The sequence below is a fragment of the Bradyrhizobium sp. SZCCHNR1017 genome (assembly GCF_032381375.1).
Classification (GTDB): Bacteria; Pseudomonadota; Alphaproteobacteria; order Rhizobiales; family Xanthobacteraceae; genus Bradyrhizobium.
On record NZ_JAUHIR010000004.1, the window covers coordinates 33,926 to 55,710 of the forward strand.

Sequence of the window (21,785 nt, forward strand, 5' to 3'; positions counted from 1 at the left end):
GCTGACAGCTCAGCGCGACGGCGTCGGCGGCCCGCCATGCTGCTGGCGCCATTGCAGGAACTGGCGGAACAGGGCGCTGCGCTCAGCCGGATCGTTCGACAGCTGTCCCCCGCTCTGGCGCACGAAGCTCTCGAACTGGGTCTGGCGCACGTCGGCGACCTGCGGCCGCGGCACCATGTTGTGCGCCAGCAGCCACTCTTCCGCGGCCTTGAACCGCTTCCAGTTCGGGATGGCGGCGACGATGCTCGACTCCCGCCATTTCGGATGCCGCGGCGGCTTCATGAACTCGTCGTAGTTCGCGAAGAACGCCTCGACGAAGCGCGCCACCTTTCGGTAGCGCTCGGTATTCTCCGGCCAATTGTAGCTGACGAGCAGCATGCCGATCGCCACCGTCTCGATCGTCTCGCCGGGGTTGAGCAGGTTCGGATATTCCTCGGAGGACAATGTCGTCGGCAGATAGAGGTCCTGCAGCCGGCGGTCGTAGGGGATCGTCACCAAGTGCAGCGCGCGGTTGTCGTTCCTGATGTTGCGGGCGAGCTGGAACACCTTGCCGGTAGAGACGATGTAGGCGTCGGCGTCGCCATCGATCAGCTTCTGGATCGATTTGGCGTCATCGGTCGCGTAGTCGAATGACGCTGTCAGGCCCAGCCGGTTGAAGATCACGCGCGCGGAATAGAAGCCGACATCGGTCGGCGCGATGACGCGCTTGCCGTTGAGATCGAAGATCGAGCGGATCGAGGAGCGCGCGATGACATGGATCTCGTTGTGATAGAGCCGCGCGATGTAGCGGAGCTGCGAGGTGATGTCGGGAATGCCGTATTGCAGGCGATAGAATTCGGGCACGTCGGCGGCGACCGCGCCCATGTCGATGCTCTTCAGGAACAGAATATCCGAGACGTTGCGCACCGGTCCCTTGCCGAGCACCGGCAGCACGCGGACGTTGGTCTGATCATCGAGCACGCGCGCCATGTCCGAGCCGAACACGGAGGTGGCGCCGCCGGCCGGCGCGGTGATGATGGTGACGGTGCCGTCGTTGACGTCGGTCGGGTTGGGCAGCCGCCACACGTCCGGCCCGCTACCGGGCGCGGGCGACAGCGACGCCGGCAGGCCGGCGGGACGTGGCGGCGCGGGGATCACGGGCGCACCGTTCGGCCGGGCGGCCGGGGCGACGGGCACGATGATGGAGCGGGTCGCTGCCGGGCGCGGCGGCTGCGGCGGTTGTTGTTGCAGCTGCGGCCAGGCCTGCGCCGATGCCTGGCTCAGCATGAGTCCGGCTGCGAGCGCGGCGAGCGCGACTTGCGAAGCTGCCTTCGTAACGATGGACATAGCGCAACGGCCTCCTGCACCATCGCGATGCCGCCGCAGCGTTCTCGACCCGTTCGGAGCATTCACCTCGAGGCCTGCCTACGTCAGGCATGCGACGGGCGACCGCGGCCTCGGCTGAGACCTCGCGACAACCAACCTCGCGATGCGGAGCGCGCCCGAGGCCAAATGGCCGCGATCGGCTCCGATCGAGTTCCATAGTTGCGTGACGTGATTCGATCGATTTGCGGCGGCCGCCGGGATTTTGTATGACGACGTGCATATAAGCCGGATATTGGACTCCGGCTGTGGCTCTCGTGCAACGCCTCTTGTTTCAGGCTGCCAGCCGGTGTTGCCGTCGTGCCAGGATCAGCAGCGTCACGACGATGGCCAGGTTCAGGCCATTCCACGCGATGCCGTTGGCGAAGGCCGCCGAATAGGACCCCGTGGCGTCGAAGATGACGCCCGAGACCCAGCCGCCGAACGACATGCCGAACACCGAGGCGAAGATGATGATGCCGACCCGGGTGGCGGCCTCGCGCGCCGGCATCGCCTCACGCACGATGATCGCATAGCTCGGTACGATGCCGCCCTGGAACAGGCCGAACATGCCCGAGATCAGATAGAGCGACGTCAGGCCGTCGAAGAACAGATAGAACAGCAGCGCAAAACCCTGCGCCAGCGAGCCGATCAGCAAGGTCCTGACGCCGCCGATGCGATCGGCGAGAAAGCCGGAGCCGATCCGGCTGACGATGCCGAGCGCCATCATCAAGGACAGCATCTGCGCGCCGATGGCGACGCCGTAGCCGAGATCGCCGCAATAGGCGACGATGTGCACCTGCGGCATCGCCATCGCCACGCAGCAGGCGATCGCGGCGACGCTGAGCAGCACCGTCAGCGCATTGGTGGAGATCGGCAGCTCCAGTTGCGGCGGCGCCGCGCTGGCATGATTCTGCGCGCCGGCGCCATCCATGCGGGCGCGCAACACCAGGAGCAGCGCGCTCATCGTCACCGCGCAGAACACACCGAGCGCGACATGGCTGGCGCGCCAGCCGATCTGCTGCACGCCCCAATTCACCAGCGGCGGCCATACCGTGCCGGCGACGTAGTTGCCGGAGGCGACGATGGTGACGGCGAGGCCACGATAGCGCACGAACCAGTGCGACGCCTCCGCCATCAGCGGCGCGAAGGTGACGGACGAGCCGAGTCCGACGAGGAAGTACACTGCCTGAAACTGCCACAGCGTCACCGAGGCGCCGGCGAGCAGATAGGCCGCGGCCGTCGTCGCGATGCTGAGCGCCATTGCGGTGACGATGCCGAAGCGGTCGGTGATCCGGCCGACGATGACGCCGCCGAGGCCGAAGCCGAACATCGTCAGCGTGTAGGCCAGCGAGACCGCGCCGCGGCTGGCAGCGAACTCGGCCTGCACGACCGGCAGAACGACGACGACGGTCCACATCCCCGCGCCGCCGATGGAACCGATGACGAGCGCAAGCGCCAGCCGCGCCCAGGCCTGGCGCGAGTCCGGAATGAAATGAGGCGCTTGCTCGAATCTTGTATTGGGTCCGTGCACGATTTCAGCAACTTCGTTGCCGCACCGCATCAGGTCAAGCCACATTGCTGCGGCAATGGGCATGCAGAAGCAGCGCAACAGGAGGGATCTGCACGATCACGGTTCGGCCCTCTTGGCGGCGCAACGCTTTATCATTAGGTTGCGCGCCGGATTGGAGTGATTGGCCGCGCATGTCGTTGGGACTGACACGGAAGATGCTGATGGTGGCAGGACGGCTGCTCGTCCTTGCTTACCTCGTCTGCGTGGTCAGCCCCGGCGTGGCGCTCGCGCTCGGCGCGGGGGCGGCGCCCTGTCTCGACGAGACCGTCGTTGGCGCTGTGGTCTCGCCTCATGATGCGGCTCGCCACGAGATGGTCATGACGGCGATGCCACAGACAATTGCGGCGCACGTCCATCATCATGCTCACCCTGTCGCAGACGCCGGGATGCACGCTCCAGCTTCCGCACCGTCGCACCACGATCATGGCAAGATGCCGGGCCCGTGCTGCGCCATGATGTGCGCCGTGGGCCTGGCCGCCACGCTGCCGGCAGTCGCCCTCCCCGCCCGCCTCGCTGCCACCGGCGTCGTTGCGCGCGACGAAGGCCTGCCCGGCCGCACGCCGCCGCGCCTGTACCGTCCCCCCATCGTCCTGGCCTGAGCGAACGACCCCGGCTTCGCGCGCAAATGACGCGCGGCCGCTCGCGTTTCATCAGACCAAGGATACCTCATGTTGTCGCAATCCAGGGCGACGCCCGCTGCCGCATGTCCGGCGCGGCGCAGCCTGCCATTCTCCGTCGTCGCCGGCGCATTGACGCTGCTTGCCGCGACGAGCCTCGCCGCCTGCCAGCCGCGCACGGTCGCGTTAGCAGGGGCTGATCCGGCCGATCCGGCGGCGAACGCTGCGCCCGTGCGCATGTCGGGCGTCGTCGGACCCTACACGCCGCTGCGCCCGGCCGCGCCGGCCGCATGGGGCCAGCGCACCGACCCCGGCGCACCGCGCCCTGAGCCGAGCCGCTAAGGAGCGCCACATGCAGGGGACCATCAGGCTCGCGGCGCTCGCCGCAGCACTTGCGCTCGCAGGCTGCGCCTCGTTCTCGCCGGACGGCGGCATGAGCGCCGTCGCGGACATCACCGGCCACACCACCGGCAAGGAGGTCGCCTCGGTGAGAGGCGATGACGATGCTGAGCGCGTCCGCGCTGCGACGCGCCGGCTGCTCGCCCGGCCCTTGTCGGCCGATGCCGCCGTGCAGGTCGCGCTGTTCAACAACAAGGGCCTGCAGGCCGCCTACAACGCCCTCGCGCTCAGCGAGGCGGACATGGTGGAGGCCAGCCTGCCGCCCAACCCGACCTTCTCCCTCATGCGCATCAGCGGCGACGGCGCGCTGGAGGCCGAGCGTCAGGTCGCCGGCGACATCCTGGCGCTCGCCACCTTGCCGCTGCGCTCGGAGATCGCGCGCGAGCGGTTTCGCCAGGTACAATTGAAGGCCGCGCTGGCGACACTGCGGCTCGCCGCCGAGGTCCGCCGCGCGCATGTGCGCGCCGTCGCCGCCAACGAGCTGGTGGCCCTGCTCGTCGAGGCGCAATCGGCCGCGGGGGCGACCGCGAAGCTCGCCTCGAAGCTCGGCGAGACCGGCGCGCTCAACCGGCTCGATCAGGCGCGCGAGCAGGTGTTCTATGCCGAGACCACGGCCGAGCTCGCCACCGCCCGCCGTGCCGCAGGAAGCGCCCGCGAGCGGCTGATCCGTCTGATGGGCCTGTGGGGCGACGATCTGAATTTCCGTCTGCCCGATCGGTTGCCGGCGCTGCCGCGCCGCCCGCTGAGCCAGCCCTTCGTCGAGGCCGATGCCGTCGGCCATCGCATCGATCTGCAGGTCGCCCGCCTCGAGCTCACGGCGCTCGCCACCTCGCTGCAGCTCAGCGAGGCGACGCGCTTCGTCACGTTGCTCGATCTCGCCGGCCTCGACCGCAAGACCGTCGAGCCCGACGGCCGCGTCATCCGCGAACGCGGCTACGACGTGCAGTTCCAGATCCCGATCTTCGACGGCGGCGAGGTCCGCGTGCGGCAGGCGGCCGAGACCTACAACATCGCCTTCAACCGCCTGACCGAGCGCGCCGTCACCGTCCGCTCCGAGGCGCGCGACGCCTATCGCAGCTACCGCGCGGCCTTCGACATCGCCGGCCATTACGCACGCGAGGTGCTGCCGCTGCGCCGGATCATCAGCGAGGAGATGCAGCTGCGCTATTCCAGCATGCAGGTCGACATCTTCGCGCTGCTGCTCGAGGCGCGGCAGCGCCTGGCCTCGCGCCGCGCCGCGATCGACGCCGTCAGAGACTTCTTCCTCGCCGAGGCCGAGCTGTCGGCCGCCGTCAACGGCGGAGTCGCGAGCGGCGAAGACAGCGCACAGCAGACCGCGAGCGCGCTCGCGCCAAGCAACGACTGAGAGGAGAGCCAACATGTTGTCCCGCCGAACCCTGCTCGGCTCCGCGGCGCTGGCCGGCGCCTCCGCCGTCTCCGGCCGCGTCCAGGCTGCCTCCATTCCGGAGGCGCCGACCATGGACAAGACCGTGATGCAGCCGCCGCTGCATCCCAGCGCCGGCCCGGACTATCAGCCGGTGGTCACGCTCAACGGCTGGTCGCTGCCGTTCCGCATGAACGGCGACTGGAAGGAATTCCATCTCGTCGCCGAGCCGGTCACACGCGAGTTCGCGCCCGGCATGACCACGCATCTGTGGGGCTACAACGGCCAATCGCCGGGCCCGACCATCGAGGCGGTCGAGGGCGACAGGCTCCGCATCTTCGTCACCAACAGATTGCCGGAATATACCACCGTACATTGGCATGGCGTGATCCTGCCCTGCGGCATGGACGGCGTCGGCGGCCTGACGCAGCCGCACATCAAGCCCGGCAAGACCTTCGTCTACGAGTTCGAGATGAAGCATGCCGGCACCTTCATGTATCACCCGCACGCCGACGAGATGGTGCAGATGGCGATGGGCATGATGGGCATGATCGTCGTGCATCCGCGCGACAACGTGCCGCCGCCGGTCGACCGCGACTTCGTGTTCGTGATGTCGACCTACCGCATCGAGCCCGGCAGCTATCTGCCGAAGGTCAACGAGATGACCGACTTCAACATGTGGACCTGGAATGCGCGGGTGTTTCCCGGCATCGATTCCTTGCCGGTGCGGCTCGGCGATCGCGTCCGCATCCGCATTGGCAATCTCACCATGACCAACCATCCGATCCACCTGCACGGCCACAAGTTCAAGGTGATCGGCACCGACGGCGGCTGGCTTCCCGAAACGGCGCAACTGCCGGAGACCACGACCGACGTGCCGGTCGGCGCGGTGCGCGTGCTCGACTTCACCGCCGACAACCCCGGCGACTGGGCATTCCACTGCCACAAGTCGCATCACACGATGAATGCGATGGGCCACGACATGCGCAACCTGATCGGCGTGCCGCGCAAGGAGTTGGCCGCCGCCGTCGGCAAGCTCGCGCCCGACGGCATGGTGATGGGCAACACCGGCATGGCGATGGGCAACATGGAGATGCCGGCCCCCGACAACACGCTGCCGATGATGACCGGCAGCGGCCAGTTCGGGCCGATCGAGATGGGCGGCATGTTCACGACCGTGAAGGTGCGCGAGGGCCTCGCCCGCGACGACTACCGCGATCCCGGCCCGTATCAGTTCCCCAAGGGCACCGTGGCCTACGAAGTCGCGAGCGCGCCGGAGCCGGTGCGGCGAAGCGAGGGCGCACCGACGCAGTCTCGCACGCAGCGCTGAATTCACCAAGCACCGCATCAACCGACGACCACCATCAGGAGATCTCCATGAAGACTGCATTCGCGATCGGCGCAATGGCGGCGGCCGCTCTGATCGTCGCACCGGCCCGTGGCCATGAGCAGCACGGATCGCGCGGCTATTCCGCCGGTGAGCCGGGTGATCCCAAGCAGCCGTCACGCACCATCGAGGTGCTGCTGAGCGAGATGGAGTTCACGCCGGCGCGCATCGAGGTGAAGCGCGGCGAGCAGATCCGCTTCGTGCTGCGCAACACTGGCAAGGAGGATCACGAGTTCCTGCTCGCCACCAAGGCCGAGAACCTGAAGCACGCCGCGGTCATGAAGAAGCACCCGCATATGGAGCACGACGAGCCCAACGGCGCCCGGCTCGCGCCGAACAAGACCGCCGAGCTGCTGTGGCGGTTCACCAAGCCCGGCACGTTCGAATATTCCTGCCTGATCCCAGATCATCGCGAGTTCGGCATGACCGGCCACGTTGCCGTGAAGTGACGGATGAAGCCGTCTTGACAACGCGTAGGGCGGATCATCGCCGCGTCATCCGCCCTACGCCTCGCCATGAGTTCACCATTAGAAGGAAACACATCATGAAGACGTTCTCTCAGCTCGCGACCGCCGCCGCGTTGGTTCTCGCTCTCGCGACCCCTGCCCTCGCCGCCGAGGCCATCAGCGGCGACGTCAAGAAGGTCGATGAGGCCAACGCCAAGATCACGCTCCACCACGGCCCGGCCAAGAGTCTTGGCATGGACGGGGCCATGACCATGGTCTACCGCGTCAAGGACGCCGCGCTGCTGAAAGGCCTCAAGGCCGGCGACAAGGTGAAGTTCGAGGCGGTCGAGGACGCCTCCGGCTACACGGTGACCAAGATCGAGAAGGGCAAGTAGGCGGCAGCGTTTCGAGCCGTCCCTTTCTCCACCGCCATTCCGGGGCGCGCGCGGCGACGACGTCGCCGGACAGCGCGAGCCCGGAATAACGTGCGGATGGATCAGGCCACGAACCGGCGGCCGGATGGGTTTGCATTCCAAGTTCGGATCGTATGATCGCGGCTCCCTGCGCGGAGCATGTCATGAAAGCCTATCTCGTCCTCGATCTCGCCGTTCACGACTTCGCAGCGTTCAAGGTCTACATCGAACGGATCCCCGCCTTCATCGCGAGGCATGGCGGCCGCTACATCGTCCAGGGCGCAGTGCCCACGCCGGTCGAAGGCGGCTGGACGCCAGAGCGCATCGTGATCCTGGAATTCCCGTCGCGCCAGAACGCCACCGACTTCCTCGGTGATCCCGAGATCCAGGACCTGTTCGCGATCCGTCACCGCGCCACGTCAAGCCGGCTGGTGCTGGTCGACGGCTGCGCGGAGTGAGCGCTGCAATGTTGTGCCGGAAGGCTGTGCCGAGCCAAGGAGGCGCCCTATCGTCGGCGTGACATCCGCAGCTGGCGGATCACGCGGCGCTGATCAGCCCTGCGCGAACTGCCCCGTCGCTCCCTGGGCATTCGCGGGCGCAACAAGTTCCCTCCGTCCTCCCGTTAACCATTTGCTAACCATGGCGCGGGCAAGCTTTGCCGCGTCGCGCTACGCGTGGCCGGCGACCGGACGACCACAGGACATCCTGGGCTTTGCTGCCGCCGGGCATGGCGGCGGCCCGGTTGCCGGCCGCAGCGCTTCGCTGCGGCGTCCGACGCCATGCCGTCCTGTCTGTCCGGAGACCCAAGTCCTTGAGCACCGTCGGTTCGCGCGCCTTCCAGAAGGCGCGGCAGGAAAAGAAGCAGAAGAAGCTCGTCGAGACGCAGCTGACGACGGCGTACAAGGCCTTCCAGGCCGGACGCCAGGCGGAGACGCAGTCGCTGTGCGCGAAGCTGCTGCAGGAGGTCCCGGGCTGCTTCGATGCCATGCATCTGCTCGGCGTGTCGCTGGTGTCGTCGGCGCGCTTCGCCGAGGCCACCGCCTTCCTGGCGCAGGCCGTCGCGATGGAGCCGAATTCCGCCGACGCGCAGTCCAATCTCGGCTGGGCGCTGATCAATTGCGAGCGCTACGAGGAGGCGCGCGCCGCGCTGGAGCGATCGCTGGCGCTGCGCCCGAATGCGCCGATCACCTTGCGCAACCTCGCGATCGCGCTGCTGCGGCTCGGACAGGGCGAGGCCTCGCTCGCGGCCGCGACCCGCGCCCTCGAGCTCAAGCCGGACGACGTCGATGCCTGGTGCAATCGCAGCGTCGCCGAGCTGATGCTGCGGCGCTGGGACGCCGCTGCCGCCAGCGCCGAGCGCGCGCTGGCCTTCAGCCCGAACCATTTCGAGGCCACGGTCAACAAGGGCCTCGCCCATCTCGAGCTGCACCATTTCGAGCTGGCGGAAGCGACCTTCAATGCGGCGCTGGCGGCACGCCCGGCCCACGCCGAGCTGCGGGCGCATCGCGGCCGGCTCTACATGATCTCCGGACGCACGGCGGAAGCCGAAGCCGATTTCGACGCCGCCGTGACGCTCGATCGCAATCTGCAACTGGGATGGCAGGGCAAGGCGCAGATCTGCATCCTCAACGGCAACGTCGCGCAGGCGATGGCCGCCTGCAAGCGCGTGCTCGACACCAATCCGAAGGCGCAGGTCGCGCTCACCCTGCTCGGCGCCTGCCGCGGCCGGCTCGGCGACGTCGCAGGCGCCATCGCCCAGTTCGACCAGGCGCTCGCGGTGCAGCCGGACTATGACGAGGCGATCACCAAGAAGATCTTCTATCTCGACTTCCTGCCCGGCGCCGACTTCGCGGTCCAGCAGGCGGCGCGGCAATATTGGTGGATGGCGGTCGGCTCCAGATTCCCGCGCCGCAAGCTTGCGCCGCGTTCGCTCGATCCCGACCGGCGCATCGTCGTCGGCTACGTCTCGGCCGACTTCCGCATGCATTCGGCGGCCTTCGCCTTCCTGCCCGTGCTGCGCGGCCACGACAAGTCGCAGGTTCAGGTCAACTGCTACTCGACCTCGCCGCGACACGATTCCTACACCGCGACGTTCCAGTCGATCGCCGACGTCTGGGTCGAGGCCTCGAGCCTGTCCGACGACGAGCTGGCCGACCGCATCCAGGCCGACGGCGTCGACATCCTGGTCGATCTCTCCGGCTACACCACGGGCACGCGCATGCCGGTGTTCGCGCGCAAGCCGGCGCCGATCCAGGTCACGGCCTGGGGCAGCGGCACCGGCACGGGCCTTGCCACCATGGATTACTTCTTCGCCGATCCGGTCACGGTGCCCGAGAGCGTCCGGCCGCTGTTCGCCGAGCACGTCCACGACCTGCCCTCGGTGATCACGATCGATCCGGTGCTCGACGTTCCGCCGTCGCCGCTGCCGATGCTGACGAACGGCTACGTCACCTTCGGCGTCTACAACCGCATCGACAAGATCTCCGACGCGGCGATCGCGCTGTGGGCACGGCTGCTCGCCGATGTCCCCGACGCGAAGCTCGTCGTCAAGCATCTCGCGCTGAACGATCCCGCGGTGCGCGACGGGCTGCTCGCCCGCTTCGTCGCACACGGCGTGCCCGAGGCGCGCATCCTCTGCCTCGGCGCCAGCGAGCGCGTCGAGCATCTCAAGTCCTACGAGCGCATCGACATCTCGCTCGACCCGTTCCCGCAGAACGGCGGCATCTCGACGTTCGAATCGCTCTACATGGGCGTGCCGGTCGTCGCCAAGCTCGGCGCCGGCGCGGCGTCGCGCGCCGCCGGCGGCATCCTGACCGCGGCCGGCCTCGCCGACTGGGTCGCCGGCGATGATGACGGCTACATCCGGATCGCCAAGAGCTTTGCCGCGCAGCCCGAGCTGCTGGCGAAGCTGCGGCCCGAACTACCCGGCCTGGTCGCGCGCTCGCCGGCCGGCGACGTCGCCAACTACACGCGCTGCGTCGAAGCCGGCTATCGGCAGTTCTGGCGGGACTATTGCGCCAAGGGAGGCAAGGCCGGCGCCTGATCGCGCCGGCGTGCCAAGGCCTCGATCTCGCAGCAGGCCCCGACGCCCGATCGCACGAACGTCCGGCTTCGACCGCCCCCTGCAACCGCAAGCTGCATCTATTTCCGCTGTGCCGTTTTGGCCGCGTGCGATCTCGCGCGACTCTCGGACTGATACCACGGCGTTTCTCCGTCCAGACCAAGGCGCAATCAAGCCCATGGCTTTTTGGTGGCGAGGATGCGCCTCGCAGCAGCCCCGGTTGCGCCCAACCGGCGAGTAGTAGACCTCATTCATCAACCAAGGAGATAATGCGCGAAAATCGACCGTGCCTCGCGATCGCCGTGTGGCCGGCAACGGAGGAATTTGGGGCATGCGGGTCGCGTTGTTGAGTTGCGTCGTTGCGGCGGGATTGAGTTTGGCGGCACCGTTGCTGCCGGCCATGGCACAGACGGCGCGGACCGGAAGGCCGGCGGCGGCAACGGCCGCTGCGGCCGGCGAAGGCGGCAAGCTGCAGGAGTCCAACGAATGGACGGTCGGCGTCGCCGGCGGCCTGCTCGAAGGCACCAACATCCGGTTTGCCGCCGAGATGGCCAAGGTGCTCGACGACCGCCCGAATCTGCGCGTGCTGCCGATGGTGACCTACGGCGCGCTCGGCAACATCGAGGACCTGCTGTATCTGCGCGGCGTCGACGTCACCATCACCTCGGCGGACGTGCTCGACGAGTTCGTCCGCAACGGCACGCTCGCCAACATCAAGAACCGGATCCGCTACATCTGCTCGTTCTACATCAACGAGATGCACGTCTACGTCCGCCCGGAGATCAGGACGCTGGAGGATCTCGCCGGCAAGAAGGTCTCCTTCAACACCGTGGGCAGCGCCGCCAACCTCACCGGCGGCATCGTGTTCGACCGGCTCAAGATCGGCGCGGAAAAGGTGTTCATCAACAATTCGGTGGCGCTGGAGAAGATGCGCAGTGGCGAGATCGCCGGCGTCGTCCACGTCACCGGCAAGCCGACCGATCTGTTCGCCAAGTTCAAGCCCGAGCCGGGCTTCCACTTCCTGCCGATTCCGTTTGCGCGCAGCCTGCAGGACTACTACGTGCCGACCAAGCTGACCTCGCAGGACTACCCCAATCTGCTCAAGCCCGGCGAGAGCGTCGAGACGATCGGCGTGCCGCAGGTGCTGGCGGTCTACAACTGGCCGCCGGAGACCGAGCGCTACCGCCGCGTCGCGCGCTTCGTCGACTATCTGTTCAAGCGGTTCGACCAGTTCAAGCGGCCGCCGTTCCATCCGAAATGGAACGAGATCAACCTCGCCTCCTCGCTGCCCGGCTGGACCCGTTTCCGCGCCGCGGAGGAGCTTTTGGCCAGCACGCGCCCGCCGCAGGCCGACGGCGCCGCCATCAAGCAGCAGTTCGACGAGTGGATGAGCACGCGGGCGCCGACCGGCGGCCGGCGGATGAGCGAGGACGAGACCAGGGTCCTGTTCGAGCAGTTCCGCGACTGGATGAAGCGGGACGGCGGCCAGCCGGCGCGATAGCGCCGATGGTCGTGGCGTCGACTACGACACCGCCGGCTTGCGGCGCAGCGCCGCCGGCGTATCGGGTTGCGCCAGCGGATGGGCGGACGCGAACGCCGGCAGCGCCATCGCGGCCTCGACGACGCGCTGCACCGTCGGCGTCGCGGCGAGGTCGAGGCCTTTATTGCGCGCGAAGACGGCGTGGCCGGCGAGGCAGATGTCGGCCATCGTCGGCGCATCGCCATGGCAGAACCGGCCGGTCGCGACATGGCCGGCAAGCTGGGCCTCGATCGCGACCAGCATCTCCGCCGCCCAGTGCCTGAGCCAGGCCGCGCGCGCCGCGTCGTCCACGTGCAGCACCTCGGTGAGATAGCGCTGCACCCGCGGCGTCGTCAGCGGATGCGCATCGCAGGCGATCATCGCCGCCAGCGCCCTCACCCGCGCGCGCCCCTTGGCATCGGCAGGCAGCAGCGCAGCGCCCGGACAGGCTTCGTCGAGATATTCGAGGATCGCCAGCGACTGCGTCAGCACGGTGCCGTCGTCGAGCACCAGCGCCGGCAGCGCCATCTGCGGGTTGAGCGCGGCATAGGCCTCGTCGCGATGCTGCTGCCGGTCGACATCGACCGCGACCTGCTGATAGGCGATGCCCTTGAGGTTGAGCGCGATGCGCACGCGAAAGCTCGCCAGCGACTGCCAGAACGAATAGAGCTTCATGCGGGTCCCCCTGGGCAGGCGAGTGAATGTCGACGTCTTCGATCGATCCGTCGCCCACGGTCGACATTCGATATCCGGCGATCAGTTCACGCTCGAGATGAAGCCTGCGAGAATCGTCCGGCTCTGGCTGAGTGCCTCGATGCGTTGATCGATGAGGCCGACCTGCTGCGCCAGTATTCTTCGCAAATTGTCGCAAGGCCTGAAATCTGGACGGTTGTTGCGCACGCAGGGGAGCAACTGCTTGATCGTCTCGAGCGTCATGCCGGCTGAGCCGAGCAGTTTGATCCGGCGCACGGCTTCCTCGTCCGCCGGCCCGTAGTCGCGGTAACCGGACGAGGTTCGGTGCGGCGCAAGCAAGCCTTCGTCCTCGTAGTAACGCAGCATCCGGATGCTGACTCCCGTCCTCCGGGAAAGTTCGCCGATCTTCACTGAAAACCTCTTGACCCTGACAGCGCTGTCAGACCTTACAGATCGTGCTCATCCAAGTGGAGTCCCTTGTGAAGGAGCGACGATGAAAGCCTATCATTTGAATGGCCATGCGGGCGCGGGTCGCCTGGTGCGCACCGACGTCATCAAACCCGAACCCGCCCCTGGCGAGGTCCGCATTCAGGTCGAGGCGGCAAGTCTCAACTATCGCGACCTCCTGATCCTCGACCGAGCGGGTGAAGGCGGTTTCGACCGCCGCGTCCCGCTCTCCGACGGAGCAGGCATCGTTGATGCCGTAGGCTCCGATGTCGTTCAATGGCGCCCGGGCGACCGTGTGGCCGCATCCTTCTTTCGCGATTGGATTTCCGGCCCATTCAAGGCGAGCTATGTTCCGTCAGCCCTCGGCGGCAGCACGATGGATGGCATGCTGGCGGAGTACGTGGTGCTGCCGGCGACGGCGCTGGTCCCCGTGCCGGCGCACCTCACGTCGATCGAAGCCGCGACCCTGCCCTGTGCCGGCGTGACGGCCTGGCACGGCCTCATCACCCGTGGCGGAATGGGCAAGGCCGACACGCTGCTGGTGCAGGGAACCGGCGGCGTCGCGCTGTTCGGCCTTCAGTTCGCGGCCGCGCTGGGCGCGCGCGCAATCGTCATCTCGTCCTCGGATGAGAAGCTTGCCCGCGCCCAGGCGCTCGGGGCCTCGATCCTGATCAACTACCGCGACACGCCCGATTGGGATGTCGCCGTGATGAAAGCGACGGACGGCGTAGGCGCCACGCATGTCCTCGAGCTCGGCGGCCCCGGCACCTACGACCGATCGCTGCGGTCGGTCGCTTCGGGTGGCAAGATCGTCCAGATCGGTGTCTTGACGGGGTTCGGCCCCAAGCCCGACCTCGCCCGCCTGCAGTGGGAGAATGCCGACATCATCGGCGTCACCGTGGGTTCGGTCGAACATTTCACGGCGATGAATCGATTCCTGTCCGAACACGCGATCCACCCGATCGTGGATCGGGTCTACGACTTTGACGACGCTCCCGAAGCGTTCGCCCGTCTCCGGTCCGGCTCGCATTTCGGCAAGATCGTTTTGAAGCTATAGGCGAGAGGATGTGAGCACTTCGCCGATCTGCGACGCCGGGAAGCGCATCCCCCCGAGTTGGCACCTGCCAACAAAGACCGGCCGGAAATCTCTCCGGGTTGGAATCAACCCACGCGAGAAGGCGAGGGGTCGATCACGCTCGCTGATCCGCACACGCGTCCTTTGGCCCCGGCCGGCAGCAGCGCCGGACGACGCGTGACCGATCGTGCCTCGCCGTCCGCCCGCTGTCACTCCGCGCCGGCCGTGAAGTCCTGGTCGGCAACGCTGGCGGTCTGCGGCACCTTGATGACCACGGCGGCGCGATTGAGCGCCTGGTGGCAGGAATTGCAGGCGGCGGTGAGGTCGGCATAGGAGCGCTCGAAGCGGCCGATGTCCTTCTGCTTGATGGCCTGCGCCAGTTCGTCGAACGGCTGCTGCGTCACGGCCGTCGTCATATCGGCAAACGAATTGCCCTCGACCAGTGGCTGCGCCCGGCTGACGCGGTTGAACGCGCCCTTGAGATTGCCGAGCTCATAGGCGCTGAACGCCCAGTTGCCGCTATGGCCGGCGATCCAAAGCCTGAGATGGCGCGGCTGGATGGTCGCGATCATCAGGTCGCTGACGGTCGGCAGGTAGGCCGGCGCCGGGCTAGGTGTCGGCGTGTCCGCCCTGGGCGCGGCGACCGCGATGAGCGATGCAAGCCCGGCCAGGCCAGCGGCCGTCGCTGTCAGCCGCAGACCATGGGGGAGCTTCTGTCGATGCATCTTGGGCTCTCCTGAGAAAGATTTAGAAACCTTCTAAAGAGCGACATCCTGCATCGCCAATCGCAATCGCTGATCGCGGCGATCAGAAAAACTTGATGCCATCCGCCGCGCGGCGCGCACGATACGGACACATTGCCTGGCGTCACGCCAGCGACCCCGGCGCGACACGAAGGTGCGGTGGGCGCTGCAGTCCTGCGGACAGCGGCGAGTCGCCGATCGTCATTCGGCGCCGATCCTTCGGCGCAGCCAGGCGTCGACGATCGCGGTCGCCGGATGGCTGGGATCGCCGAGTTCACGGTTGATCTCCATGTGGCCGCGCAGGCCGGTGCCGCCGACGCCCTGGACTTCGGCCGGCGTGCCCGCCTGCATCAGGGCGGCGCCGAGCGCCTCGGACTGCGCCTTGCCGTCGGCGCGGTCGACATGGAGGATCAGGAACGCCGGCGCGTTCGGCTTCGCGGCCTGGAGGGTCGGCGACAGCGCCCGCTGACGCACCGGGTCGGTGCCGAATGCCTGGATGTAGGTATCGAGCATGAAACGGCCGCTGTCGGCGAGCTGGCGCGCCACGTCGTAGCAGGCGCCATCCAGCGCGATGATGCCGCTGACGTCCCGCAACGACAGCCCGGCCGCCGTGAAGTAGCGCGGATCAGTCCCGACCAACGCCACCAGATGCGCGCCGGCGCTGTGCCCCATCAGCACGATGCGCGCGGGGTCGATGCCCAGACGCTTGGCATTGGAGCGCAACCACGCGAGCGCCGCGGCGACGTCAGCCGCCTGCTGCTCGACGGTCGCGGCCGGTACCAGCCGATAGTCGATCGAGGCAAACGCGTAACCCTGCGCGAGCATGTGCTCGACCTTCGCGGCCCCTGTCGCGTTGCGCTTGTCGCCGCGCTTCCATCCGCCGCCATGTACGAACACGACCAGCGGCGCGGCCTTGCCTCCCCTCGCCTGCCAAAAGTCGAGCTTCTGCAGCGGATCGGCGCCATAAGCATATTCGGTGGCCGGCCCGCTTTGGCGCTCGGCCTCGCGCGCCGCCATGCGCGCCTGCAGCCGCGCCAGAAAGGGACCTGCGAGTGCAGGTGAAAGAAAGAAGGGCTGCTGCAGCCACAGGCCGGCAGCTAACAAAACAGCAGGTATCGAACGCAACATCGAGAGCTCCATCGTCGTGAGACGATAGCAGCAAGCGTTGCTTAAAGAAGGCCGCATGTGGCGTCGTTACAAAATGTCACGAACGGTGACGCCCGCGAAACTACGGGGCAGTCTTGCGCGCATAATCCCAACCTACCGTACAGTGAATCCTTCGCTCCAGGCATCCCTGTCAACTTCGTATTCGCTGACGAAGAAGCCATCAGGATAATCGCGAAAGCCTTGAAACTGAAGCTTGCGTATCTTGGCGGCAATGGCTTCTTCGGCGCTGCTGTAGACGCCGACGAGCTTGTCTTCCCTCTCGTCATCATCGAACGGGCGGGCGTGCCAAAGTAGAAAGACCGTACGCATTCGTGTATTCCTCGATTTCGATACGTCACAGCGAACGAGCCAGGTTGGTTGTCCCAGCCCTGAGCGACGGCTAAGCTTCGACCATGAAGATTGCATTCTCGATCGCAGCCAGCGCAAGACGTCGAATCGAGGCCCTGGTCGACGCGCTCAAGAGACAGAACGGACTTCCCGAGGTGATCCCGGCCGTGATGTGGCTCGACGCCGACTTGAACCCAGATATCGCGACATCCCGCGTCGTCATTGGCTTCTATGACAATCGGGCCGACATCATCGACGACATCACCGTGGAGGATGGCTTCGCGTTCGTGCTCGCCGTCGCGCGGGACGATGAGCGGCTGTTCGATGGACAAGAACTGCACTATATCGATGATGCCTTCGTCCTGAAGCAGCGCCGGACACACTGACACGCACACATCCCTCGCCCCGTCTAACGTCTGCGGACTGTAGCGAAAACTCTCCTCCCATTGACTCGGCCAATCATCTCTCGACGCGCGCCTGGCGAACGCCGGACTTCATCGCGCTCGGATGGGGCTCGTCGACAACAGGCCGGCTGACCTCAAGGCGCGCCGCAGCCCGTATCGATCATACTTTTTGGTTTGCCGAATTTTCTTCTTTCATTTTTTCCGAAACCGTGTATATCTCTTCCCGTCCTGCTTCCGCCGGAGGGGCGTGTCGCGACCGTCACGAGACGTGGGAGGTGGGATGCGATGGGCGCAGCGAATCGCAGCGTGGCCTCGTGCCGCGCGGACGAACGGTTCGTTGCGCACGGCGAAATCGTGCGGTCCCGACACCCCGACGCTGGTGTCAACTCACGACGAAGCTTCGCTTCGCGTGGGGATGGTGGCCAACAAGCCCGGCGCACCAGGGAGACCACGTATAAGCCGTTCCAACCGTCGTGCAGGGAAGGCCGGGTGATTCGGCCAGACCTGTGGTGACTGCCGCCTGCTTTTTTTGCTGCAGGCGGGCCACGGGCGCGGCCAGCGCCCGGCCTTCCCTGCGCCCTCCACCTGATTTGAGGGCAGACCTGACGCACAACTCGGGCGCGCGGCGCCGCGAGACCGCGGGCGCACGCCAACCAAGCCGATGCAGGAGACCGACCGATGCAGACCAGCGCCTAGCTTGCCAAGTGCGCCCGCTCTCCTGCCCCCGCAACCCTTTGTTAACCGCCATTAACCGAACGCTAACCAACCACCGGGCAAAAATTGCCGGGTGGAATGTGCGTGTCGTGGTTGGGTGCAGTTGACGGAGGAGACCTTCCGTGGACGCCGGCGCGGTACCTCAGTTTCGGAACGGCGGCCCTGCGGCCGTCGCGCAGTCGTTTGGGGCCGGCACACGCGGCCCGCGGGAAGGGGCGAAAGCCATGGTCGACGTCACGGCGGGTCAGGGGGTCGGATCTCCGGCCGGCGGGTTCTCATTCGCTGACCTCAAGACAGCCGTCCTGCGCGGCGACATCGCGCTGGCGCTCGGCATCCTCACCATCCTGGTGGTGCTGATCCTGCCGCTGCCCTCGCTGGTGCTCGATCTGTTCCTGGCGATCTCGATCACCCTGTCGATCCTGATCCTGATGACCGCCTTGTTCATCCAGGCGCCGCTGGAATTCTCCTCCTTCCCGACCATCCTCCTGATCTCCACGATGCTGCGGCTGTCGCTCAACCTGGCCTCGACCCGGCTGATCCTGTCGCGTGGCCACGAGGGCACCGATGCCGCCGGCCACGTCATCGAGGCGTTCGGCAACTTCGTGATGAGCGGCAATTTCGTCATCGGCATCATCGTGTTCGCGATCCTGGTGACGGTGAACTTCGTCGTCATCACCAAGGGTTCGGGCCGCATCGCCGAGGTCGCGGCGCGCTTCCATCTGGACTCCATGCCCGGCAAGCAGATGGCGATCGACGCCGACCTCTCCGCCGGCCTGATCGACGAGAAGGTCGCCAAGATCAGGCGCAAGGAGCTGGAGGACGAAAGCGGCTTCTTCGGCGCCATGGACGGTGCCTCCAAATTCGTCCGCGGCGACGCGGTCGCCGGCCTGCTCGTCGTCTTCATCAACATCATCGGCGGCATCATCATCGGCGTCGCCCAGCAGGGTCTCGGCTTTGCCGAGGCCGCCCGCACCTACACCACGCTGACCGTCGGCGACGGCCTCGTGACCCAGGTGCCGGCGCTGATCGTCTCGACCGCCGCGGGCCTCCTGGTCTCCAAGGCCGGCGTCAGCGGTGCCGCCGACAAGGCGCTGATCAAGCAGTTCTCGGGCTATCCGCAGGCGCTCGGCATGTCGGCTGCCGTGATGCTGGTGCTGGCGCTGCTGCCGGGCATCCCGACCCTTCCGTTCCTGGCGCTCGGCGGCGGCGCCGCCGCGCTCGCCCTCAAGGCGCGCAAGCAGAAGGAGGTCGCGAAGGCCGAGGAGGTCGCCGCGGCTGCAGCGCCGGCAGCGGCTGCCACCGCCGCGGCCGCCGAGGAGCCGATCTCGGCCGCGCTCAAGATCGACGACCTCAAGATCGAGCTCGGCTATGCGCTGCTGCCGCTCGTGAACGCACCCGACGGCACCGACCGCCTGACCGACCAGATCAAGGCGCTGCGCCGGTCGCTGGCGATCGAGATGGGTTTCGTGATGCCGTCGGTGCGCATCCTCGACAACGTGCAGCTCGAGGCCAACACCTACATCATCAAGATCAAGGAGGTCGACGCCGGCTCCGGCAAGATCTGGCCGAGCCAGTTCATGGTCATGGACCCCGGCGGCAACCAGGTCGCGGTGCCCGGCATCCACACGACGGAGCCGACCTTCGGCCTGCCCGCCACCTGGGTCGACGCCGGCCTGAAGGAAGAGGCGACGCTCAAGGGCTACACGGTCGTCGACGCGGCGACCGTGCTGTCGACGCACCTGACCGAGCTGCTCAAGGCCAATATGAGCGACCTGCTGTCCTACGGCGAGGTGCAGAAGCTCCTGAAGGAGCTGCCGAAGGAGCAGAGCGAGCTGGTCAAGGACATCGTGCCGACGCAGATCACGATTTCCGGCATCCAGCGCGTGCTGCAACTGCTGTTGTCGGAGCGCATCTCGATCCGCGACCTCTCGACCATCCTCGAAGGCATCGCCGACGCGCTCGCGTTCTCGCGCAACCCGGCAACGATCGTCGAGCACGTGCGCGCCCGCCTCGCCCGCCAGATCTGCGCCCAGAACACCTCGCCGATGGGCTACCTGCCGCTGATCGCGCTGTCGGCCAGGTGGGAGCAGGCGTTTGCGGAATCGCTGATCGGCCAAGGCGAGGAGCGGAGCCTCGCGATGCAGCCGTCGAAGCTGTCGGAGTTCATGACCGCCACGCGCGATGCCTTCGAGCGCGCCGCACGCGAAGGCGAATCGCCGGTGCTGGTGACGTCGGCGGCGATCCGGCCGTTCGTCCGCTCGCTGGTCGAGCGCTTCCGGGCCCAGACCACGGTGCTGTCGCAGGCCGAGATCCATCCGCGCGCGCGGCTGAAGACGGTGGGGAGCGTGTGACGGCTGACGTTGCGGAACCGCAGAATTCCGGGCGCGTTTGATCGGCGGGGCCGGCGCGAGGCGTCGGCTTTTGCCGTTTTTACCGGCGGACCACCCCTTGCTTTACCGCCACAGGCAAACGAATTCTTAATTTTGCGTTAGGTGGCTGAAATTTCATCCGCATACCGAACAACCAATCAAACCTTTGATATAACTACATGAATTTGGATTTCATCGACTTTCGATCGCGAGACATCACGCCTTATCACACACTTGTGATGTGGTCTACGAAACAGAATTGAGGTTTCCTACGTTAGTTCACGCGAGACGATGAACCGGAAAGCCCCCGGCTCACACGAATCAGCGAAGGACGGAAGACGGCAGGAGGCTTCCATGAACCACTCGATTTACAGCGCGGATCGTACGACCCACCTCAAGATTGTGGTGGTTGCGCTCGTGGCTGGCATCGCAGTGGCCGGCCTCGGCATCTCCGCCCGACTGAATGCGGAGCCGAACTACGCGCAGACGGCAAAGGTCCTCAAGGCCGGCAAGCCGGTCGTGGTGACGAGCTCGGAGATGTCGGTGGTTCGCTGACAGGAATTCCCGGAATTCACGCGGTTCTCACAGCCCCCCAACTGGCCGCGTGGATATGTAGTAGACCCAACCCCAAGTCGACTACTGAAAACGCCCGCTCCCCACGGGCGTTTTCTCTTTTGGGCGTTGAATCACCGCGCCGACGGCACCGTCTCGATCAGCTTGCCGGTAAAAACGATCGGCCCGGTCGCCTGCCCGGTCGGCGACCCGCCCTCCGGCTCGACCGTGACGGCGTAGGTCGCGCGGTTGACTGTGTCGGCGTCGTAGGACGAGAGAACGGGACGGCTGGTGAAGTCGCTGCCGCCGATCACGCCGAGCGAGCGCGGCTTCTGCAGCTTGTCGGACACGAGCCACAGCTCGAAGCTCTTGCCCGGCTCCGGCGCGGCGCCGACCCGGCGCACGGTGTAGCTCTTGCTGGCGGCATCGACGGTCAGGATGAACGCCGGCGACGCCGCGTCCTTCTGCAGGAGGGCAACGAACTGGGCGGAGGGTTGCGCGACCGGCACCTTGACCTCGACAGTCTGGATCCGCGGCTTCGGCTGCAATGGCCGCGGCAGGAGGTCGGGGCGGTAAACCTGGACAACGACCAGCGCGAGCAGCACGGCCGCGAGCGCGGTCATGATGTTGGCGACCGCGCGCAATTGCCGGACCTTGGACGAGAGCTGAACGACATTGGTGTCGTCGTTCGCGATCTCGCCAGCCGCGGACGTGCTGCGTGTCGGCGTGATGACCGGCGCCGCGACCTCAGGCTCTGGTTCGCTGACGGGAGACGCATGGATCGGCGCAGCTTCCGCTTCGACAAGCGGGACCTCGGGAGGCGCGGGCTCGGGCTGAGCGGCAACGACCGGAGCCTCGACGATCGTCACCTGTGCAGCCGGCGCGCTCTCGGCGTTCGCGCGCAACCGCGCAATCTCGGCCTTGATGCGCTCCCACAGTTCGGGACGCGGCTCGACCAGCCCGACCATCTGATTGAGCGGACCGAGGCGAAATTCCCACGCGTGGACCAGCGCGACAAAATCCTTGTCGACCGCCATCATGGTCTCGACCTGCGCCCGTTCGGCGGCGTCGAGCGTCCCGAGCGCGTATTCCGCCGCCAGCGCGATATGGTCTTCGCTATACGCCATCACAGGTCCAGGTCACGTCCTACAAGG

General features: G+C 66.7%; 21 protein-coding genes. 13 read left to right on the plus strand and 8 right to left on the minus strand.

From position 1 onward, the window contains the following. Positions 1-9 precede the first annotated feature (9 nt). A complete protein-coding gene (locus QW863_RS12360; RefSeq protein WP_315714057.1) occupies positions 10-1,326 on the minus strand; it encodes a TAXI family TRAP transporter solute-binding subunit in 1,317 nt (438 codons plus the stop codon). 310 nt (positions 1,327-1,636) lie between these two features. After that, positions 1,637-2,875 (minus strand): MFS transporter, encoded by a 1,239-nt coding sequence (locus QW863_RS12365; protein ID WP_315714056.1) that lies wholly within the window; start codon positions 2,873-2,875, stop codon positions 1,637-1,639. A 170-nt stretch (positions 2,876-3,045) separates the two neighbouring features. On the opposite strand from QW863_RS12365, the gene QW863_RS12370 reads away from it, so the two are divergent. The 9 genes from QW863_RS12370 (at position 3,046) to QW863_RS12410 (ending at position 12,122) form a co-directional block, all read left to right on the plus strand. Then, complete coding sequence (locus QW863_RS12370; RefSeq protein WP_315714055.1) at positions 3,046-3,513, plus strand: hypothetical protein; 468 nt, start codon at positions 3,046-3,048, stop codon at positions 3,511-3,513. A 69-nt stretch (positions 3,514-3,582) separates the two neighbouring features. Further along, complete coding sequence (locus tag QW863_RS12375) at positions 3,583-3,873, plus strand: hypothetical protein (RefSeq protein ID WP_315714054.1); 291 nt, start codon at positions 3,583-3,585, stop codon at positions 3,871-3,873. A gap of 10 nt (positions 3,874-3,883) precedes the next feature. Next, positions 3,884-5,296 carry a TolC family protein gene (locus tag QW863_RS12380; protein ID WP_315714053.1) on the plus strand — a complete coding sequence of 471 codons (1,413 nt, stop codon included), beginning with the start codon at positions 3,884-3,886 and terminating at the stop codon, positions 5,294-5,296. Between the two features lie 13 nt (positions 5,297-5,309). Continuing rightward, on the plus strand, positions 5,310-6,644 hold the full coding sequence (locus QW863_RS12385) for a copper oxidase (protein WP_315714052.1): 1,335 nt from the start codon (positions 5,310-5,312) through the stop codon (positions 6,642-6,644). A gap of 47 nt (positions 6,645-6,691) precedes the next feature. Beyond that, positions 6,692-7,150 carry a cupredoxin family protein gene (locus QW863_RS12390; RefSeq protein ID WP_315714051.1) on the plus strand — a complete coding sequence of 153 codons (459 nt, stop codon included), beginning with the start codon at positions 6,692-6,694 and terminating at the stop codon, positions 7,148-7,150. 95 nt (positions 7,151-7,245) lie between these two features. Continuing rightward, positions 7,246-7,542 (plus strand): copper-binding protein, encoded by a 297-nt coding sequence (locus QW863_RS12395; RefSeq protein ID WP_315714050.1) that lies wholly within the window; start codon positions 7,246-7,248, stop codon positions 7,540-7,542. 182 nt (positions 7,543-7,724) lie between these two features. Continuing rightward, complete coding sequence (locus tag QW863_RS12400) at positions 7,725-8,018, plus strand: DUF1330 domain-containing protein (protein WP_315714049.1); 294 nt, start codon at positions 7,725-7,727, stop codon at positions 8,016-8,018. A 353-nt stretch (positions 8,019-8,371) separates the two neighbouring features. Then, the gene (locus QW863_RS12405; protein WP_315714048.1) at positions 8,372-10,603 is read left to right on the plus strand and encodes a tetratricopeptide repeat protein; all 2,232 of its coding nucleotides are present in this window, start codon (positions 8,372-8,374) and stop codon (positions 10,601-10,603) included. Between the two features lie 349 nt (positions 10,604-10,952). Then, positions 10,953-12,122 carry a TAXI family TRAP transporter solute-binding subunit gene (locus QW863_RS12410; protein WP_315714047.1) on the plus strand — a complete coding sequence of 390 codons (1,170 nt, stop codon included), beginning with the start codon at positions 10,953-10,955 and terminating at the stop codon, positions 12,120-12,122. Positions 12,123-12,143: 21 nt separating this feature from the next. On the opposite strand, the gene maiA is transcribed toward QW863_RS12410, so the two are convergent. Continuing rightward, complete coding sequence (gene maiA / locus QW863_RS12415) at positions 12,144-12,815, minus strand: maleylacetoacetate isomerase (protein WP_315714046.1); 672 nt, start codon at positions 12,813-12,815, stop codon at positions 12,144-12,146. A gap of 81 nt (positions 12,816-12,896) precedes the next feature. Beyond that, positions 12,897-13,244, minus strand: coding sequence for a MerR family transcriptional regulator (locus tag QW863_RS12420; RefSeq protein WP_315714045.1), 348 nt, complete (start codon positions 13,242-13,244; stop codon positions 12,897-12,899). 82 nt (positions 13,245-13,326) lie between these two features. Here QW863_RS12420 and QW863_RS12425 point away from each other — a divergent pair, with 82 nt between their 5' ends. After that, positions 13,327-14,337, plus strand: coding sequence for an NAD(P)-dependent alcohol dehydrogenase (locus QW863_RS12425; RefSeq protein ID WP_315714377.1), 1,011 nt, complete (start codon positions 13,327-13,329; stop codon positions 14,335-14,337). 227 nt (positions 14,338-14,564) lie between these two features. Here the strand turns inward: QW863_RS12425 and QW863_RS12430 are convergent, their stop codons facing one another. The 3 genes from QW863_RS12430 to QW863_RS12440 all read right to left on the minus strand — a co-directional run bounded on the left by QW863_RS12430 (position 14,565) and on the right by QW863_RS12440 (position 16,574). Then, positions 14,565-15,080, minus strand: coding sequence for a cytochrome family protein (locus QW863_RS12430; RefSeq protein WP_315714044.1), 516 nt, complete (start codon positions 15,078-15,080; stop codon positions 14,565-14,567). 219 nt (positions 15,081-15,299) lie between these two features. Next, a complete protein-coding gene (locus QW863_RS12435) occupies positions 15,300-16,226 on the minus strand; it encodes an alpha/beta hydrolase (RefSeq protein ID WP_315714043.1) in 927 nt (308 codons plus the stop codon). Positions 16,227-16,358: 132 nt separating this feature from the next. Next, positions 16,359-16,574 (minus strand): hypothetical protein, encoded by a 216-nt coding sequence (locus QW863_RS12440; RefSeq protein ID WP_315714042.1) that lies wholly within the window; start codon positions 16,572-16,574, stop codon positions 16,359-16,361. Between the two features lie 83 nt (positions 16,575-16,657). Between QW863_RS12440 and QW863_RS12445 the strand changes: the two genes are divergently transcribed. The 3 genes from QW863_RS12445 (at position 16,658) to QW863_RS12455 (ending at position 20,634) form a co-directional block, all read left to right on the plus strand. Further along, the gene (locus tag QW863_RS12445) at positions 16,658-16,978 is read left to right on the plus strand and encodes a hypothetical protein (protein WP_315714041.1); all 321 of its coding nucleotides are present in this window, start codon (positions 16,658-16,660) and stop codon (positions 16,976-16,978) included. A 956-nt stretch (positions 16,979-17,934) separates the two neighbouring features. Then, on the plus strand, positions 17,935-20,061 hold the full coding sequence (flhA, locus tag QW863_RS12450) for a flagellar biosynthesis protein FlhA (RefSeq protein WP_315714040.1): 2,127 nt from the start codon (positions 17,935-17,937) through the stop codon (positions 20,059-20,061). 372 nt (positions 20,062-20,433) lie between these two features. Next, positions 20,434-20,634, plus strand: a complete 201-nt coding sequence (locus tag QW863_RS12455) for a hypothetical protein (protein ID WP_315714039.1) — start codon at positions 20,434-20,436, stop codon at positions 20,632-20,634. A gap of 131 nt (positions 20,635-20,765) precedes the next feature. On the opposite strand, the gene QW863_RS12460 is transcribed toward QW863_RS12455, so the two are convergent. Next, positions 20,766-21,758, minus strand: a complete 993-nt coding sequence (locus QW863_RS12460; protein WP_315714038.1) for an anti-sigma factor domain-containing protein — start codon at positions 21,756-21,758, stop codon at positions 20,766-20,768. Positions 21,759-21,785 lie beyond the last annotated feature (27 nt).